This is a genomic window from Aromatoleum anaerobium, from assembly GCF_012910705.2.
Classification (GTDB): domain Bacteria; phylum Pseudomonadota; class Gammaproteobacteria; order Burkholderiales; family Rhodocyclaceae; genus Aromatoleum; species Aromatoleum anaerobium.
The window spans coordinates 276,334-291,495 of the sequence record NZ_WTVG02000039.1; the positions used below are offsets into that span (position 1 = coordinate 276,334).

The following is a 15,162-nucleotide window of genomic DNA, read 5'->3' on the forward strand; positions in this document are numbered from 1 at the left end:
ACGTTTTTCCTCCGGAGCCCACCATGAGCAACGTTCCCGCCGAGCTGAAATACACCAAGTCCCACGAATGGATCCGCGTCGAAGCCGACGGCTCACTGACGATCGGCGTCACCGACCACGCGCAGGAAGCGCTCGGCGACGTGGTTTTCCTCGAACTGCCGGAAGCCGGTCGGCAAGTGGCAGCCGGCGAGGCGTGCGCCGTCATTGAATCGGTCAAGGCGGCTTCCGACATCTATGCGCCGGTCGATGGCGAAGTCATCGCATCGAACCAGGACGCCGTCGACGCGCCGGAGTCGGTCAATGCCGACGCCTACGCGGCGTGGCTGTTCAAGCTCAAGCCGGCCAACGCCGGCGACGTCGCGGCGCTGCTCGACACCCAGGGCTACCAGGCCGAGATCGCGAACGCCTGACCCCACCCGCCACATCTTCCCCGGACCGGTTCGCCGGCCCGGAAATCCTGCCGAGTCACTGCCATGCCGAATGCTTCCCCTGCTTCGCCCCTGAACGCGCCGCTCGCCCAGCTCGAGCAACGCGACGCGTTCATCGGCCGCCACATCGGTCCCAACGCGACCGAAATCGCCACGATGCTTGCCGCCGTGGGGGCGCCCGACCTCGATACGCTGATCGACCAGACCGTACCGCCGGCGATCCGGCTCGCCGCGCCGCTGCCACTCGAGGGGCCGAAGCCCGAGCACGAGGCCCTCGCGGACCTGCGCGCGATCGCGGCGAAGAACGTCGCGAGGAAATCGCTGATCGGCATGGGCTACTACGGCACCCATACGCCGGCGGTGATCCTGCGCAACGTCATGGAAAACCCAGGCTGGTACACCGCCTACACGCCGTACCAGGCCGAGATCGCGCAGGGCCGGCTCGAAGCGCTGCTGAACTACCAGCAGATGGTCATCGACCTGACCGGTCTGGAGCTCGCGAATGCGTCGCTGCTCGACGAGGCGACGGCGGCGGCCGAGGCGATGACGATGGCGCGGCGCGTAGCCAAGTCGAAGTCGAACGTCTTCTACGTCGATGAAGGCTGCTTCCCGCAGACGATCGACGTGGTGCGCACGCGAGCCGGGTTCTTCGGCTTCGAGCTGAAGTTCGGCCCGGCGCAGGACGCCGCGAACGCGGACGCCTTCGGCGCGCTGCTGCAGTATCCGAACGAGCGCGGCGAGGTCGTCGACCTCAGCGGCACGATCGCTGCACTGAAGGCGAAAGGCGCTGTCGTCGCGGTCGCCTCCGACCTGATGGCGCTGGTGCTGCTGAAGTCGCCCGGCGCGATGGGCGCCGACATCGCGCTCGGTTCGGCGCAGCGCTTCGGCGTGCCGATGGGCTTCGGCGGTCCGCACGCGGCGTTCTTCGCGACGCGCGAAGCGAACGTGCGCGCGATGCCGGGGCGCATCATCGGCGTGTCGAAGGACACGCGCGGCAAGACGGCGCTGCGCATGGCGCTGCAGACGCGCGAACAGCACATCCGCCGCGAGAAGGCGAATTCCAACATCTGCACGTCGCAGGTGCTGCTCGCGAACATGTCGGGCTTCTACGCCGTCTATCACGGCCCGCGGGGCTTGCGCACGATCGCGGCACGCATCCACCGGCTCGCCGCGATTCTTGCGCAAGGGCTGCGCGAAGCCGGCTTCAACGTGCCGGCCGGCGCGTTCTTCGACACGCTGCAGGTCGAGACCGGCGCACGCACGGCCGCCCTCCTCGCCGCCTGCGACGCTGCCGGTTTCAACCTGCGGCCGGTGTCGGACATGGTGCTGGGGCTGTCGGTCGATGAGACGACGACGGGCGACGACGTTGCGACGCTGCTGCGCCTCTTCGGTACGACGGCCGAGCTTGGCGCCCTCGATGCGAAAGTTAGTGCCGCGGGCGGCGCCATTCCCGCGGCGCTGCTGCGCGACGACGCAATCCTCACGCACGCGGTGTTCAACACGCATCACACCGAGCACGAGATGCTGCGCTATCTCAAGAAGCTGCAGAACCGCGATCTCGCGCTCGACCATTCGATGATCTCGCTCGGCTCGTGCACGATGAAGCTCAACGCAACGAGCGAAATGATCCCGGTCACGTGGCCGGAGTTCGCGAACCTGCATCCGTTCGCACCGCGCGAACAGGCCCGCGGCTATCTCAAGATGATCGACGGCCTCGCCGGCTACCTGAAAGCGATCACCGGTTTCACCGCGATCTCGATGCAGCCGAACTCCGGCGCGCAGGGCGAATACGCCGGCCTCGTCGCGATCCGCCGCTACCACGACAGCCGCGGCGACACGCATCGCCGCGTGTGCCTGATCCCGAAGTCGGCGCACGGCACGAACCCGGCGACTGCGCAGATGTGCGGCATGGAAGTGGTCGTCGTCGCGTGCGACGAATGCGGCAACGTGGACCTCGCCGATCTCGAAGCGAAGGTCGCCCAGCATGCCGACCGGCTCGCCGCGCTGATGATCACGTACCCGTCGACCCACGGCGTGTTCGAGGAATCGATCCGCGAGATTTGTGCCACAGTGCATCGCCACGGCGGCCAGGTGTACATGGACGGCGCGAACCTCAACGCGCAGGTGGGCCTGACTTCGCCCGCGACGATCGGCGCCGACGTCAGCCACATGAACCTGCACAAAACTTTCTGCATCCCGCACGGCGGCGGTGGACCGGGCATGGGGCCGATCGGGCTCGCCGCGCACCTCGCCCCGTTCATGGCCGACCACGTCGTCGCGGCGACCGGCGACGAGACGCGCCCGAACAAGGGCCAGGGTGCGGTCAGCGCCGCACCCTTCGGCTCGGCGAGCATCCTGCCGATCTCGTGGATGTACATCGCGATGATGGGGGCCGAAGGCCTCAAGCGCGCCACCGAGGTCGCGATCCTCAACGCGAACTACGTCGCAAACCGCCTCGCCGAGCATTACCCGGTGCTCTACACCGGTTCGCAGGGCCGCGTCGCGCACGAGTGCATCCTCGACATCCGCCCGATCAAGGCGAATACCGGCATCAGCGAGGTCGACATCGCCAAGCGGCTGATGGATTACGGCTTCCACGCGCCGACAATGTCGTTCCCGGTGGCCGGCACGATCATGATCGAACCGACCGAATCCGAGGATCTCGGCGAGCTCGATCGTTTCATCGCGGCGATGATCGCGATCCGCAACGAGATCCGCGAAGTCGAGAACGGCGCGTGGCCGGCGGACGACAACCCGCTGAAGAACGCGCCGCACACGCAGGCGGATTTCATCGCTGCCGACGGCGCGCAATGGAGCCGCCCGTACAGCCGCGAACAGGCTGTTTTCCCGCTGCCGTGGGTCGCCGAAAACAAGTTCTGGCCGAGCGTCAACCGCATCGACGATGTCTATGGCGACCGCAATCTTTTCTGCGCCTGCGTGCCGGTAGAGGACTACGCGAGCTAGAATCGCCCCGCTTCGCCGGGAAGCCACGCCAATCCAGGCGTGGCTTTTTTGCGGTGCGCCCAGCATGGGCGCACTCTTGCGGGTGCAAGTCCCGCCGTAAGTTGATCACAGCGAACGAAGTGAAGCGCAACTGCATGAGGGCGACCGAGTGTGGGAAGGAAGCGTGGATCGAAGCTGCGAGCCGATGGACAAGAATCGGATAAAAGGCGCTGCCGAGCAGGGCGAGCGGGCCGAAAACCGCGAAGCTCTCGTGATCAAGGCGAAGTGGCGTAGATCCGGCGGTTGTGCAGCGAAGGAGTGCGTTCTTACCTGGGGAGATCTCGCCTTGTGGCTGAAAGGCCGACGGTGACAAGCCGGAGCGAGAAGTCAGCAGAGGCCGTATTAGCTGCCGGTACGGGGCGAAGGGCCGAACGAGTAGGAGGGCCGAAGGCCATGTCGCTCGGAAGTGCAGTGCATCAGAAGCCCGGGCAACCGGGGCGCAACGCGGGAGGACGAGGTGAAGCCAGACCCGAAGCGATGCGTGATGAAGCACGTCCGGCGCGGCATGAAACCGAAGGCTCAGGGCGAGACGACCTGCTCGCGCAGGCGCTCGCGAGAGAGAACATGGTGCTGGCGTGGAAACGCGTCAAAGCCAATCGCGGCAGTGCCGGGGTGGATGGGTTGTCGATTGCCGAGACGGCGGCGTACCTGAAGACGCACTGGCCCCGGCTTCGGGAAGCGTTACTGGACGGCAGTTACCGGCCTCAAGCCGTGCGGCGCGTCCAGATCCCGAAGCCCGGTGGCGGGGTGCGTGAGTTGGGGATACCGACGGTGACGGATCGGCTGATTCAACAAGCCCTGCTACAGGTCCTGCAGCCGAAGATTGATCCAACGTTCTCCGAACACAGCTACGGCTTCCGGCCATACCGCCGAGCGCATGACGCAGTGCTAATGGCACAGCGCTATGTGCAGGACGGCTACCGGATGGTGGTCGATGTGGATCTGGAGAAATTTTTCGACCGGGTCAATCACGACATCCTGATGGATCGGCTATCGAGGCGAGTCTCGGACCGCGCCGTGCTGCGGCTGATCCGTCGCTACCTCGTGGCCGGCATCATGGATGGCGGGGTGGTTACGCAGCGGTATGAGGGCACGCCGCAAGGCGGTCCGCTATCGCCGTTGCTGGCCAACGTGCTGCTCGACGAGGTGGATCGGGAACTGGAAAAGCGTGGCCATCGGTTCGTGCGCTATGCCGACGACTGCAACGTGTATGTGCGCAGTCGCCGCGCGGGCGAGCGGGTGCTTGATGGACTACGTCGGCTCTACGACCGGCTCCACTTGAAGGTCAACGAAGCCAAGACGGCGGTCGCGCAGGCGACCGGTCGCAAGTTTCTGGGCTACGAGCTGTGGCGCAGTGCGGGTGATCGAATCAAATGCGCCGTCGCAAGAAAGGCTTTGGAAACCTTCAAGCAACGCATCCGAGAAATGACGCGACGCTCGGGCGGGCGCAGCCTGCCGGAGGTCGCCGAACGACTGCGGACTTACATGCCGGGCTGGAAGACATACTTCCAGCTTGCGCAGACGCCCAAGGTGTTCCGCGAACTCGACGAGTGGTTACGTCATCGGCTGCGTGCGCTGCAGCTCAAGCACTGGCGTCGGGGGACAACGATGTATCGGGAGTTGTTGGCGCTGGGCGCCTCGAAGACGGACGCTCAGCGGATCGCCGCAAACAGTCGCCGATGGTGGCATAACAGCCGCCTCGCGCTCAATCGTGTGATGCCGATTGCCTACTTCGACCGGCTCGGCGTACCCCGGCTCTCATGACCTCAACTGCTCGAACCGCCCGGTGCGGACCCGCATGCCGGGTGGTGTGGGAGGGGAACGGTCAGGTACTCTGGCCGCCCCTATCCCGATTGCATCCACCCGACGCCTGATCCTCGCCATGCCCGACTTTCGCCCGCCACGCTGGTCCTTCGTTCCCTGGCTCGCCCTGCTGCTCGTCCACGTCGCGGCGCTGGCGGGCCTTGGCGTGCTGATCGCGCGCCAGACGCAGCCCGTCCCGATGCATGACCTGCAGCTGGCGGACGGCGAACGGCTGAAATGCGTGTCGTATGCGCCCTACCACCTTCCCGGCCAGACGCCGTACGACCAGACGCTGAAGATTTCGCGCGAGCAGATCGTCGCCGATCTCACCGCGCTGTCGCACCTGACCGAATGCGTGCGCCTCTATTCGGTCGCCCAGGGGCTGGAGCAGGTGCCGGGCGTGGCGCGCGAACTCGGGCTCAAAGTGCTGCTCGGTGCATGGATCAGCTCCGACCGCAAGCGCAGCGCGATCGAGCTCGACCAGGCGCTCCGCATCGCCAACGACAACGCGGACGTCGTGCGCATGCTGATCGTCGGCAACGAAGTGCTGCTGCGCCGCGAGCGCACCGAGGACGAACTGCGCGGGTTGATCGAGTACGCCGCCGCCCGCACCGAAGTGCCGGTGACGTATGCGGACGTGTGGGAATTCTGGCTCAGGCACACCAGCCTCGCCGGTGCGGTGGACCGCGTCACGGTGCATATCCTGCCGTTCTGGGAGGACGATCCGGTGGCGATCGAGCACGCCGTCGCGCATGTCGCTACGGTGTTCGACGAGGTTCGCAGACACTTCGACAAACCGGTGATGATCGGCGAAACCGGCTGGCCGAGCGCCGGGCGCCAGCGCGAAGCGTCGCTGCCATCCCTGGTCAACCAGGCCCGCTACATCCGCGAATTCATCCACCGCGCGCATGACGAGGGCTGGGACTACAACCTCATCGAGGCCATCGACCAGCCGTGGAAGCGCCGCCTCGAAGGCACCGTCGGCGGCTACTGGGGTGTGCTCGATGTCGACCTGGCAGCGAAATTTCCGCTCGCCGGACCGGTCGCGGAACGCGACACCTTCGTCGCGCCGGCGCTCGGCGCGGGGTTCGGCGTGCTGCTGTGCCTCGCTCTCGCCGCGGGACGCCGCTCGAAGAGGCGCACGCCGCTGCAACTGGCCGCCATCACAGCGATGGGCGCGGTGGCAGGCACGGTCGCAGTCCTGCAGTGGGAACACGCCCGGTTCGCGTATCGCGACGGACTCGAATGGGCGATGCTCGGGACAGTCTTCGCCGTGGGCATGATCGTGCCCCTGACGCTCGCCCGCTGGGCTTCGGGTCGCGGGATACGCTCGGGCGCAGGGGTGTGGGCGGCGTGGCAGCGAGGCCGCACGGCGGCGCTCGATGCGCCGGCAGCTCTCGGACTGCTGCGTCTCGTGCTGCTGTTCGCTGCTGCAGTCGGCGCCTTGCTGCTGTTCGTCGATCCGCGCTACCGCGACTTCCCGTCGCTGCTGTTCATCGTGCCGGCACTGACCTTTGGCGTCCTCGGGTGGTTCGCGAACAGCCGCCACGCGATCGAGGAGCGGCTGTGCTCCGCGGTGATCGCGGTGTCGGTCGTCGGCCGCTGGCTATCCGAGCCGTTGAACCCGCAGGCCGTCGCCTGGCTCGTCATTGGTCTCATCCTCGCCGCGCCGACGCTGCGCGCCGACGCGCGCGAGGACCAGTAGCGACAGCAGCGCGCCGACCGCGGACGGGTCGAAGCTGTACAGCACCAACCCCGCCAGGCCACTGAGCCAACCGCCCCACGCGAGCGGGCGATGGCGCAGCACGAAGGCCACAACGCCGCACGCAAGGCTCAGCCAGCCCAGGCGCTGATGAACGAAGGACTGCACCAGCAGCCACTTTGCCGCGCACCACGCGCCGAGCCCTTCGGCGAGCGACCCGCCGCAGTCGAGCGGGAACGCACCCGCTTCGAGCAATCCGTACCGCACACCGAGCACTGCCGCGAGAAGCACAGCGCTCGCGGCGGCCAGAGAAATACGGCTTCGATCGTATTGACGCAAATTATTTTCCCTCAACTCCCTTTTTCCTTACAAATCAAGCGTCCGCCTGCAGACCTACTTCCTGTTGCAAATTGCACACAGGGAAACTTTGCTAAGCAACTGAAAAAACGAATAAACTTCGCGCCGCATCAGTTGCGGTCGAGCTGGTGAATTGTGTCACAAGCCCGGCCAGGATTGATTTTTGCGCTGCATCAAACCGCAATTCCGAAGCATCACGAGGAATGACGGCCCGCGGCGATCGATCAACCCCCTGAGGGGACCCCGATTTTAATGAAATACGCCGCTTCGCTGATTTACCGTCTGATCGTAGCGTTGATTCTTGCCGGCCTGGTCGCCGGCGCCCAATACCTCATCGCGGAGCGGTGGAACCGCGGCACCGAGTTCATCGGCGCCGGCAACAGTATCCGCGGCTATGCCTACAGCCCTTTCCAGCGTGACCAGAGCCCACTCAAAGGGACTTATCCGAGCGAGGCCGAAATTGCCGCGGATCTCGACCTGCTCGCGCAGACGGGCGAGCGCATCCGCACCTACGGCAGCACCGACGCACCGGCAATCGTGCGGCTGGCGGGTGACCGCAAGCTGACCGTCACGGCCGGGGCCTGGCTGTCGCCGGACGCGGAAGCGAACGATCGCGAGATCGACGCGCTGATCGAGTCGGTGCGCGAGCTGCGGCACATCGAGCGCGTGGTCGTCGGCAACGAAGTGCTGCTGCGCGGCGACCTGAGCGTCGCCGAGCTTTCCGCCTATCTCGACAAGGTGCGCAAGGCTCTGCGACGGCTGAAGGTCCCGGTGTCGACGGCCGAGCCGTGGCACGTCTGGCTGAAGCATCCGGAACTGGCGAAAAGCGTCGATTTCATCACCGTCCACCTGCTGCCCTACCACGAAGGGGTGCCGGTCGAATCCGCTGTCGAATACGTATTGATGCGCTACGACGAGCTGGCGAAAGCGTTTCCAAAGAAGAAGATCGTCATCGGCGAAGTCGGCTGGCCGAGCCGCGGACCGGTCATGAACAGTTTCGGCGCGGAGGAAACGACCTCCGTGCCGTCGGTCGAAAACGAGGCGCGCTTCATCCGCGAGTTCCTCGCCCATCCGCGCAGCCCGACGCTCGACTACTTCATCATGGAAGCGATCGACCAGCCATGGAAGATTCAGTTGGAAGGCTGGGCCGGCGCCTACTGGGGCATGTTCAACGCCGAGCGCCAGGCGAAGTTCCCGCTCGAAGGCCTCGTCGTGCAGGATATCCGCTGGCACGAGAAGGCACGGATGGCCGCGTTGATCGCGCTCGTGCCGATGTTCCTGATCTGCTTCCTGCTGCGTGACTGGAGCATCCTCGGGCGGCTGTGGCTCTCGGCGCTGATCCAGGCCTGTGCCGTGACGCTGGTGATCGGCGCGAACGTGCCAGCCGATTACTACCTGACGCAGCGCGACCTGGTCGGGCTGATGATGCTGATCGGCGCGACGGTGCTGACGATCGCGGTGCTGCTGTCGCATGGTTTCGAATTCGGCGAGGTGCTCTTCAAGCGACGCTGGAAGCGCCGCTTCCTGCCCCTTACGCCGCTCGCCACCGAACGCGAACCTTTCGTGTCGATCCATCTGGCCTGCTGTAACGAGCCGCCGGAGATGGTGATCGCGACGATCGACAGCCTGGCGGCGATGAACTACGGCAATTTCGAAGTCCTGGTGCTCGACAACAACACGAAGGACGAGGCGCTGTGGAAGCCGCTCGAAGCGCGCTGCGCCGAGCTCGGCCCGCGTTTCCGCTTCTTCCACCTCGAGAACTGGCCGGGCTTCAAGGCCGGCGCGCTGAACTTCGGCCTCAAGCAGACCGACCCGCGCGCCGAAGTCGTCGGCGTCGTCGACGCGGACTACGTCGTCTCGCCCGACTGGCTGTCCTGTCTGATCCCGCACTTCGACGCCGCCGACGTCGCCGTCGTGCAAGCGCCGCAGGCGCACCGCGACTGGGAAACGCAGCCGTTCCGGCGCATGTGCAACTGGGAGTTCGACGGCTTCTTCCGCATCGGCATGCATCACCGTAACGAGCGCAACGCGCTGATCCAGCACGGCACGATGACGCTGGTGCGCCGCCTCGCGCTCGAGGAAGTGGGTGGCTGGTCCGAATGGTGCATCTGCGAAGACACCGAACTGGGCCTGCGCCTGATCGAAAAAGGCTACGACACGCGCTACGTCGATCACATCCTCGGCCGCGGGCTGACACCGTCAGATTTCGCCGCGATCAAGAGCCAGCGCTTCCGCTGGGCTTTCGGCGCGATGCAGATCCTCAAGCATCACTTGCCGGCGATGATCGGCCCGAGCCGGCTGAACATCGCGCAACGCTACCATTTCCTGACCGGATGGTTCGCGTGGCTGGGTGACGCGCTGCAGCTCGTGTTCGTGTTCGCGAGCCTCGCGTGGACGATCGGCATGTTGTACATGCCCCAGGAGTTTGGCCTGCCGGTGTCGGCGCTCGCGCTGCCGATCCTCGCATTCATGGCGTTCAAGGGCGGCCTCGGTCCGATCCTGTACCGGCGCACCATGGATGCGCCCTGGAAGGACATCCTCGGTGCGTCGATCCTGTCGGTTGGCATGGCGCACGCGATCGCCCGCGGGGTGTTCGCGGGCCTCGTCAGGCGACGCGGGGAATTCGTCCGCACGCCGAAGGGCTGGAAGGACAAGGGGACGCTCGCGTTCTTCTCGCCGATCCGCGAGGAAATCGGACTGCTGATCGCGCTGATTCTCGGCTCGGTGGTGCTGGTCTGGTTGCGCGGCGCACAGGATCTCGAAGCGCAGCTGTGGGTCGGCATCCTCGCGCTGCAGTGCATCCCCTACCTCGCCGCGATCGCCTGTCAGGTCGCCTCGTACATGCCCGAACGCCCTGCAACGGTGGTCGAGCCAGCGCCGGAAACCAAGCCCGCGGCGAGCATCACCCCGATCGCGGAGTCGAGCACGACGCCCATCGTCGAGGCAATGCGTGCGCGCGGCTGACCTGCCTCCGGACCCCGGTCACACCTTCTCGCCACAGCGAGGGTAAGGCGCCGAAGCGGTTGATTTCCGGTATCGAGGGGAGCGATGCCGGAATCACTTCTCCATTTTCTTCATGCGCAGCTCCAGCCCCTCGCAGGGCGTCCGCCGGTCTGCGGCCACCGGCGGCGTCACCCAGAGGATTTCATGCGCCGCCGCAAACTGTTTGCCGAAGCGGTCGAGCGGCGCGAGCTCATCCGCAATGCGCAGTTCCGGGGAGCGGGCGCGGAAGCCGATATTGAGCTGACGCAGGGTCGGCGCGCGCTGCGCGACCCGTTCATAGACTCCCATGTTGTTTTCAACATGGCCCAGTCCGAGAATCACGACCACCGGCTCAAGGGGCTTTTCGGCTGCGAGCGCGGTCACGGCCATCGTCATCGTGTCGTTGCGGGCAAGCCAGGTCGCGTACAGGCGCGCCACGAGCTCGGGCGAAGCGAAGCCGCAGTGCGCCGCGTTCAGCCGCTCGTGCATCAGCTGTTCGTAGGCCGGATCGACCAGCCCGCTGTCGGGAAACTGGGTGCGCTCGACGGCGTTGAGCCCGTCGATGCCGACGCGGCTGATGCGGCGGCGCAGGCTTTGCGGAAGATCGATCCCGGCGACACGCAGCCGATGGGCGCGCGCGAATTCGAGCAGCGGACCGTAGTCGCGCCACTCGGTGCCGGCCTGCCAGCCGAGTTCGTCCCGCAGTCGCAGCGCCGCAGCGGTGTCATGCGCGGGGACCTGCGGCAGCAACACGAAGCTCATCAACTCGCTGGTCTGCGGGACGCTGACGACCTCGAACGCGAGTGCCGGACGACGGCCGGCGGCGACGAGGTCGGTCACGATTTTCAGCTGCGCGGCATGATGATGCGGGTTGCCGTGCTGTTCGCCGAGATAGATGACATCAGCGGCAGCGATCCGCCTGGCGAGCGCTTCGTAGTCGAGCACCGCGCCATCACCGGCCGCATGAAGTGTCTCACCGGGCGGCCCGGCCGGGGCGGCAACACCGGACGGAATGCCCGCGACGAGCACCGCCGCTAGAACGGCCGCCCACCAAGCCAGCCGAATCAGGTCCCCAATCATCGCTGTCCCTCCGGATCAGCCGCCCGCCGTGCCGGCCTCGTCGGTGCACGCGCGAGTCCGGCTTGTCGCGCCCCTTGCCGCGCGGCCGGCAGGCTCACGCTGCTGCAAGTTCCGATTTCACCTTGGCACGATGTCCCGCGCACCACGGTCAGCGAATGTAACTCAGCGCGATCTCGTCGCTGCGCTGGGCGCCCGCGGTCATCTCGCGACACAGTTCGAGAAAAGCCTGCATCCCCGGCGTGCGGAACTTCTGCCGGTGCCACAGGAAATGGAAGCGCCGCCGCAGGTCCAGCCACGGCGTCTCCACCGGCACCAGGCTGCCGCGGCGGAACGCTTCGCGCAGCGCCAGCCGCGAAATGCAGCCGATGCCGAGGCCCGATTCAACGGCACGCTTGATCGCCTCGGTGTGCTCGAGTTCGAGCCGCACGTCGAACCGCCCTTCGACGTGGCGCATCGCCTGGTCGAACGTCTCGCGCGTCCCCGAACCGATCTCGCGCAGGATCCACGGCTGCTCCAGCAGGTCTTCCTCGTCGGCGCTGGCGCGCCGGGCGAGCGGATGCGTCGGCGCGCAGAACACCACCAGCTCGTCTTCGAGCCACGGCACGACCTCGAGTTCGGCGTGCTGGCATTTGCCTTCGATCAGCCCCAGGTCGAGTTCAAAGCTCGCCACCTGCTGGATGATCGTCGCCGTGTTGTGAACGCCGAGATGGATGCGACTGTCGCTGTGACGCTGGAGAAATTCGGCGACGATCAGCGTTGCAAGATAATTGCCGATCGTCAGCGTCGCGCCGATGTCCAATGTCCCGTAGCCGGTTTGCCCCCGCAGCAGCGCCTCGATGTCCTCGGCGCGATCGAGGAACTCCACTGCGCGCGGCAGCAGTCGTTCGCCCAGCTCGTTCAGGCGGACGGACTTGCCGACGCGGTCGAACAGCTGCACGTCGAACTGGCGCTCGAGCTCCGCGAGTCCGCTGCTCGCCGCCGACTGCGACATCGAGAGGCTCTCGGCGGCGCGTGAAATGCTGCCGTTGCGCGCGACGGCGACAAAGATCGCGAGCTGCCGCAGGGTATAGCGCATATCGAAAATGCCTCTAACGAATATCTGAATTACCCATCCAGCAGATATTACGCCCATCCTAGAATTGCAATCGATCAACCTACCCGGCTTTCAACTTACTCAAAGGCAAGGCCATGAGCAATCTCGCTGTCGAACGTGTCCTGAGTGTCCACCACTGGAACGACTCGCTGTTCAGCTTCCGCACGACGCGTGACCGCGGCCTGCGCTTCGAGAACGGCCAGTTCGTGATGATAGGCCTCGAAGTGGACGGCCGGCCGCTGACCCGCGCCTACAGCATCGCGAGTCCGAACTACGAGGAGCATCTCGAGTTCTTCAGCATCAAGGTGCCGAACGGGCCGCTCACGTCGCGGCTGCAGCACCTCAAGGAAGGCGATCCGATCGTCGTCAGCAAGAAGCCGACCGGGACGCTCGTGCTGCACGACCTCAAGCCGGGCAAGCGCCTCTACATGCTCGCGACCGGCACCGGCCTCGCCCCGTTCCTGAGCCTGATGCAGGACCCGCATACGTATGAGCGCTTCGAGCACGTCGTGCTGATCCATGGCGTGCGCACCGTGTCGGAGCTCGCCTACCGCGACTTCATCACGAGGGAACTCGCGGACAACGAGTTCTTCGGCGAGGACGCGCGCAACAAGCTGATCTATTACCCAACCGTCACGCGCGAGCCGTTCGTCAACCAGGGGCGGCTGACGGACCTCATCGAGACCGGCAAGCTGTTCGAGGACATCGGCCTGCCGCCGCTCGACCCGGAGCACGATCGCGCGATGATCTGCGGCAGCCCGGCGATGCTCAAGGACAGCTGCGCGATGCTCGACGCGCGCGGCTTCAAGATCTCGCGCCATATCGGAGAGCCGGGCGACTACGTGATCGAGCGCGCCTTCGTCGAGAAGTGAGGCCGGGAGGAGTAGACTTCTCCGCTTTCTCTACCCGGAACTCCTGATGCTGCCTTGCAGACCGTCAGCTGCCGCACGTGTTTCGCGCGACAGCTGCCTCACGTTCGTGGTGCGCGGCCTCGCCACCCGCACCACGCCGTGCCCGCCGGCCGTGTGGCCGTCCCGCCAAAAGGGGAGCCGGCGTTGGGCCGCATAGTCGAAATCCGCATGCCGAAATATCCGGAATGCTGGGACAGCTGCGGCTCATGCCGAACCGGCGAAGTGTTCGTCCAGAGCGTGCTGGTCCGCAACGGCGAAAAAATCGGCACGGACGAGACGCTGATCGTGCTCGAAACGGGCAAGGTCGCTCTCGACATTCCCAGCCCGTATTCCGGAATCCTCATCGACGTGCGCGTCGAGGAAGGCGATCCGATCGACGAAGGCGAAGTCATCGCGACGATCGAAGTGGACTGAGAGGCTGTGAAAAATCCCCGGCCAGTTATATGCCGTTGTTATAATTAGGTCTTGCTACGAGGTCTGGATTTGCGCCGATGACGAAGATGCGAGCACGGGTGCTGCTGCCCAACCGGGGGCAGATGGAGTTTCGGGCAAGTGACCTGGAGTCACTGCTGCCGGAGGGGCATCGGGCGCGCCTGGTGTGGGCGTACGTCGAGCGGCAGGACCTGTCACGGTTCTACGCCGGGATTCGTGCGGTCGATGGCGGGGTGGGCCGCTCGGCAATCGCGCCGGAGATTTTGCTGGCGCTGTGGTTGTACGCCACGCTCGACGGGGTGGGCAGCGCGCGGGCGGTGTCACGGCTGCTCGAATCGCATGACGCCTACCGCTGGTTGTGCGGCGGGGTTCAGGTCAATCACCACACCCTTTCGGACTTTCGCAAGGATCAGGGCGAAGGGCTGGACGAGTTGTTGAGTGTGAGCATCGCCAGCCTGATGGCGGCCGGGGTGGTCAAGCTCAAACAGGTGGCGCAGGACGGGATGCGGGTGCGCGCCAGCGCCGGGGCGGGCTCGTTTCGCCGCAAGGAGAAGCTCGAAGGCTACCTGGAGGCGGCGCGCGCGGCCGTGGCGCGGCTCAAAGCCGAGGTGGAGGCGGACCCGGCGCAGGCCGAACGGGCGCGGGAAGCGGCCCGGCTACGGGCGGCGAAAGAGCGTGAAGCGCGTCTTGAGAAAGCGCTGGCGCGGCTGCCCGAGATCGAAGCGATCAAGCAGCGGCAAGGCAAAAACCCCGACCAGGCGCGCGCGTCGATGACCGATGCCGAAGCGACGGTGATGAAGATGGGCGACGGCGGCTTTCGGCCGGCGTACAACCCGCAACTGGCGAGCGACGCCGACTCGCTGGTGATCGTGGGGGTCGAGGTGGCCACCGTCGGCAGCGACCAAGGGCAGATGGTGCCGATGATCGAGCAGGTCACCGCGCGCTGTGGTCAGGCCCCCGAAGCTTGGCTGGTCGATGGCGGCTACGTCGGGCACGAGCAGATCGAGCAGGCGAGCCGGAGCACCGTCGTTTATGGGCCGGTGCCGCAACCCAAGGACAAGGCGGTCGATCCGCACCAGGCGAAGGCCGGCGACAGCGAAGCGGTGGCGGCCTGGCGGCAGCGGATGGGCACGGACGAGGCCAAGGTCATTTACAAGCGGCGAGCGGCAACGGCCGAATGCGTCAATGCGCACAGCCGCAACCGCGGCCTGCAGCAGTTCCGGGTGCGGGGTCTGGCGAAGGTCAAGTGTGTGATGCTGATCTTTGCTTTGGCGCACAACCTGATGCGCATGGTCAGCCTCGCACCGGAATTGCTCGGGGTAGGGACAGGTGCGTCCGCAGTTCCCGGAATCGGGGTTTAAGGGGCGAAAA

11 protein-coding genes are annotated in these 15,162 nt (G+C 65.9%); 8 read left to right on the forward strand and 3 right to left on the reverse strand.

The window, feature by feature from the left end; genetic code table 11:
• Window positions 1–23: 23 nt before the first annotated feature.
• The 4 genes from gcvH (at window position 24) to GO606_RS13440 (ending at window position 6,939) form a co-directional block, all read left to right on the forward strand.
• A complete protein-coding gene (gene gcvH / locus GO606_RS13425) occupies window positions 24–410 on the forward strand; it encodes a glycine cleavage system protein GcvH (RefSeq protein ID WP_169120572.1) in 387 nt (128 codons plus the stop codon).
• 63 nt (window positions 411–473) lie between these two features.
• Window positions 474–3,392, forward strand: a complete 2,919-nt coding sequence (gcvP, locus tag GO606_RS13430) for an aminomethyl-transferring glycine dehydrogenase (RefSeq protein ID WP_169120574.1) — start codon at window positions 474–476, stop codon at window positions 3,390–3,392.
• 450 nt (window positions 3,393–3,842) lie between these two features.
• Window positions 3,843–5,195 (forward strand): group II intron reverse transcriptase/maturase, encoded by a 1,353-nt coding sequence (gene ltrA, locus GO606_RS13435; protein WP_246979573.1) that lies wholly within the window; start codon window positions 3,843–3,845, stop codon window positions 5,193–5,195.
• Window positions 5,196–5,313: 118 nt separating this feature from the next.
• The gene (locus GO606_RS13440; RefSeq protein ID WP_169120464.1) at window positions 5,314–6,939 is read left to right on the forward strand and encodes a glycoside hydrolase family 17 protein; all 1,626 of its coding nucleotides are present in this window, start codon (window positions 5,314–5,316) and stop codon (window positions 6,937–6,939) included.
• Here GO606_RS13440 and GO606_RS13445 read toward each other — a convergent pair.
• The gene (locus GO606_RS13445) at window positions 6,841–7,227 is read right to left on the reverse strand and encodes a hypothetical protein (RefSeq protein ID WP_169120462.1); all 387 of its coding nucleotides are present in this window, start codon (window positions 7,225–7,227) and stop codon (window positions 6,841–6,843) included. The two genes, GO606_RS13440 and GO606_RS13445, sit on opposite strands and share 99 nt — an antisense overlap.
• A 318-nt stretch (window positions 7,228–7,545) precedes the next feature.
• Here GO606_RS13445 and GO606_RS13450 point away from each other — a divergent pair, with 318 nt between their 5' ends.
• Window positions 7,546–10,257 (forward strand): glycosyltransferase, encoded by a 2,712-nt coding sequence (locus GO606_RS13450; protein WP_169120460.1) that lies wholly within the window; start codon window positions 7,546–7,548, stop codon window positions 10,255–10,257.
• A gap of 93 nt (window positions 10,258–10,350) precedes the next feature.
• Here the strand turns inward: GO606_RS13450 and GO606_RS13455 are convergent, their stop codons facing one another.
• On the reverse strand, window positions 10,351–11,355 hold the full coding sequence (locus GO606_RS13455) for a ChaN family lipoprotein (RefSeq protein ID WP_169120458.1): 1,005 nt from the start codon (window positions 11,353–11,355) through the stop codon (window positions 10,351–10,353).
• A gap of 148 nt (window positions 11,356–11,503) precedes the next feature.
• Window positions 11,504–12,430, reverse strand: a complete 927-nt coding sequence (locus GO606_RS13460) for a LysR family transcriptional regulator (protein WP_169120456.1) — start codon at window positions 12,428–12,430, stop codon at window positions 11,504–11,506.
• 113 nt (window positions 12,431–12,543) lie between these two features.
• Between GO606_RS13460 and GO606_RS13465 the strand changes: the two genes are divergently transcribed.
• From GO606_RS13465 to GO606_RS13475, 3 genes are all read left to right on the forward strand, one after another.
• The gene (locus tag GO606_RS13465) at window positions 12,544–13,320 is read left to right on the forward strand and encodes a ferredoxin--NADP reductase (RefSeq protein ID WP_169120454.1); all 777 of its coding nucleotides are present in this window, start codon (window positions 12,544–12,546) and stop codon (window positions 13,318–13,320) included.
• A 207-nt stretch (window positions 13,321–13,527) separates the two neighbouring features.
• A complete protein-coding gene (locus tag GO606_RS13470; protein ID WP_244857014.1) occupies window positions 13,528–13,773 on the forward strand; it encodes a biotin/lipoyl-containing protein in 246 nt (81 codons plus the stop codon).
• Between the two features lie 77 nt (window positions 13,774–13,850).
• Complete coding sequence (locus GO606_RS13475) at window positions 13,851–15,152, forward strand: IS1182 family transposase (RefSeq protein WP_246979332.1); 1,302 nt, start codon at window positions 13,851–13,853, stop codon at window positions 15,150–15,152.
• Window positions 15,153–15,162 lie beyond the last annotated feature (10 nt).

Bases quoted from the DNA above. Each gene is read 5' to 3' on its own strand.
- gcvH (WP_169120572.1), top strand. From the start codon at position 24: ATGAGCAACGTTCCCGCCGAGCTGAAATACACCAAGTCCCACGAATGG.
- gcvP (WP_169120574.1), top strand. From the start codon at position 474: ATGCCGAATGCTTCCCCTGCTTCGCCCCTGAACGCGCCGCTCGCCCAG.
- GO606_RS13440 (WP_169120464.1), top strand. From the start codon at position 5,314: ATGCCCGACTTTCGCCCGCCACGCTGGTCCTTCGTTCCCTGGCTCGCC.
- GO606_RS13450 (WP_169120460.1), top strand. From the start codon at position 7,546: ATGAAATACGCCGCTTCGCTGATTTACCGTCTGATCGTAGCGTTGATT.
- GO606_RS13455 (WP_169120458.1), bottom strand. From the start codon at position 11,355: ATGATTGGGGACCTGATTCGGCTGGCTTGGTGGGCGGCCGTTCTAGCG.
- GO606_RS13460 (WP_169120456.1), bottom strand. From the start codon at position 12,430: ATGCGCTATACCCTGCGGCAGCTCGCGATCTTTGTCGCCGTCGCGCGC.
- GO606_RS13465 (WP_169120454.1), top strand. From the start codon at position 12,544: ATGAGCAATCTCGCTGTCGAACGTGTCCTGAGTGTCCACCACTGGAAC.
- GO606_RS13470 (WP_244857014.1), top strand. From the start codon at position 13,528: ATGCCGAAATATCCGGAATGCTGGGACAGCTGCGGCTCATGCCGAACC.
- GO606_RS13475 (WP_246979332.1), top strand. From the start codon at position 13,851: ATGACGAAGATGCGAGCACGGGTGCTGCTGCCCAACCGGGGGCAGATG.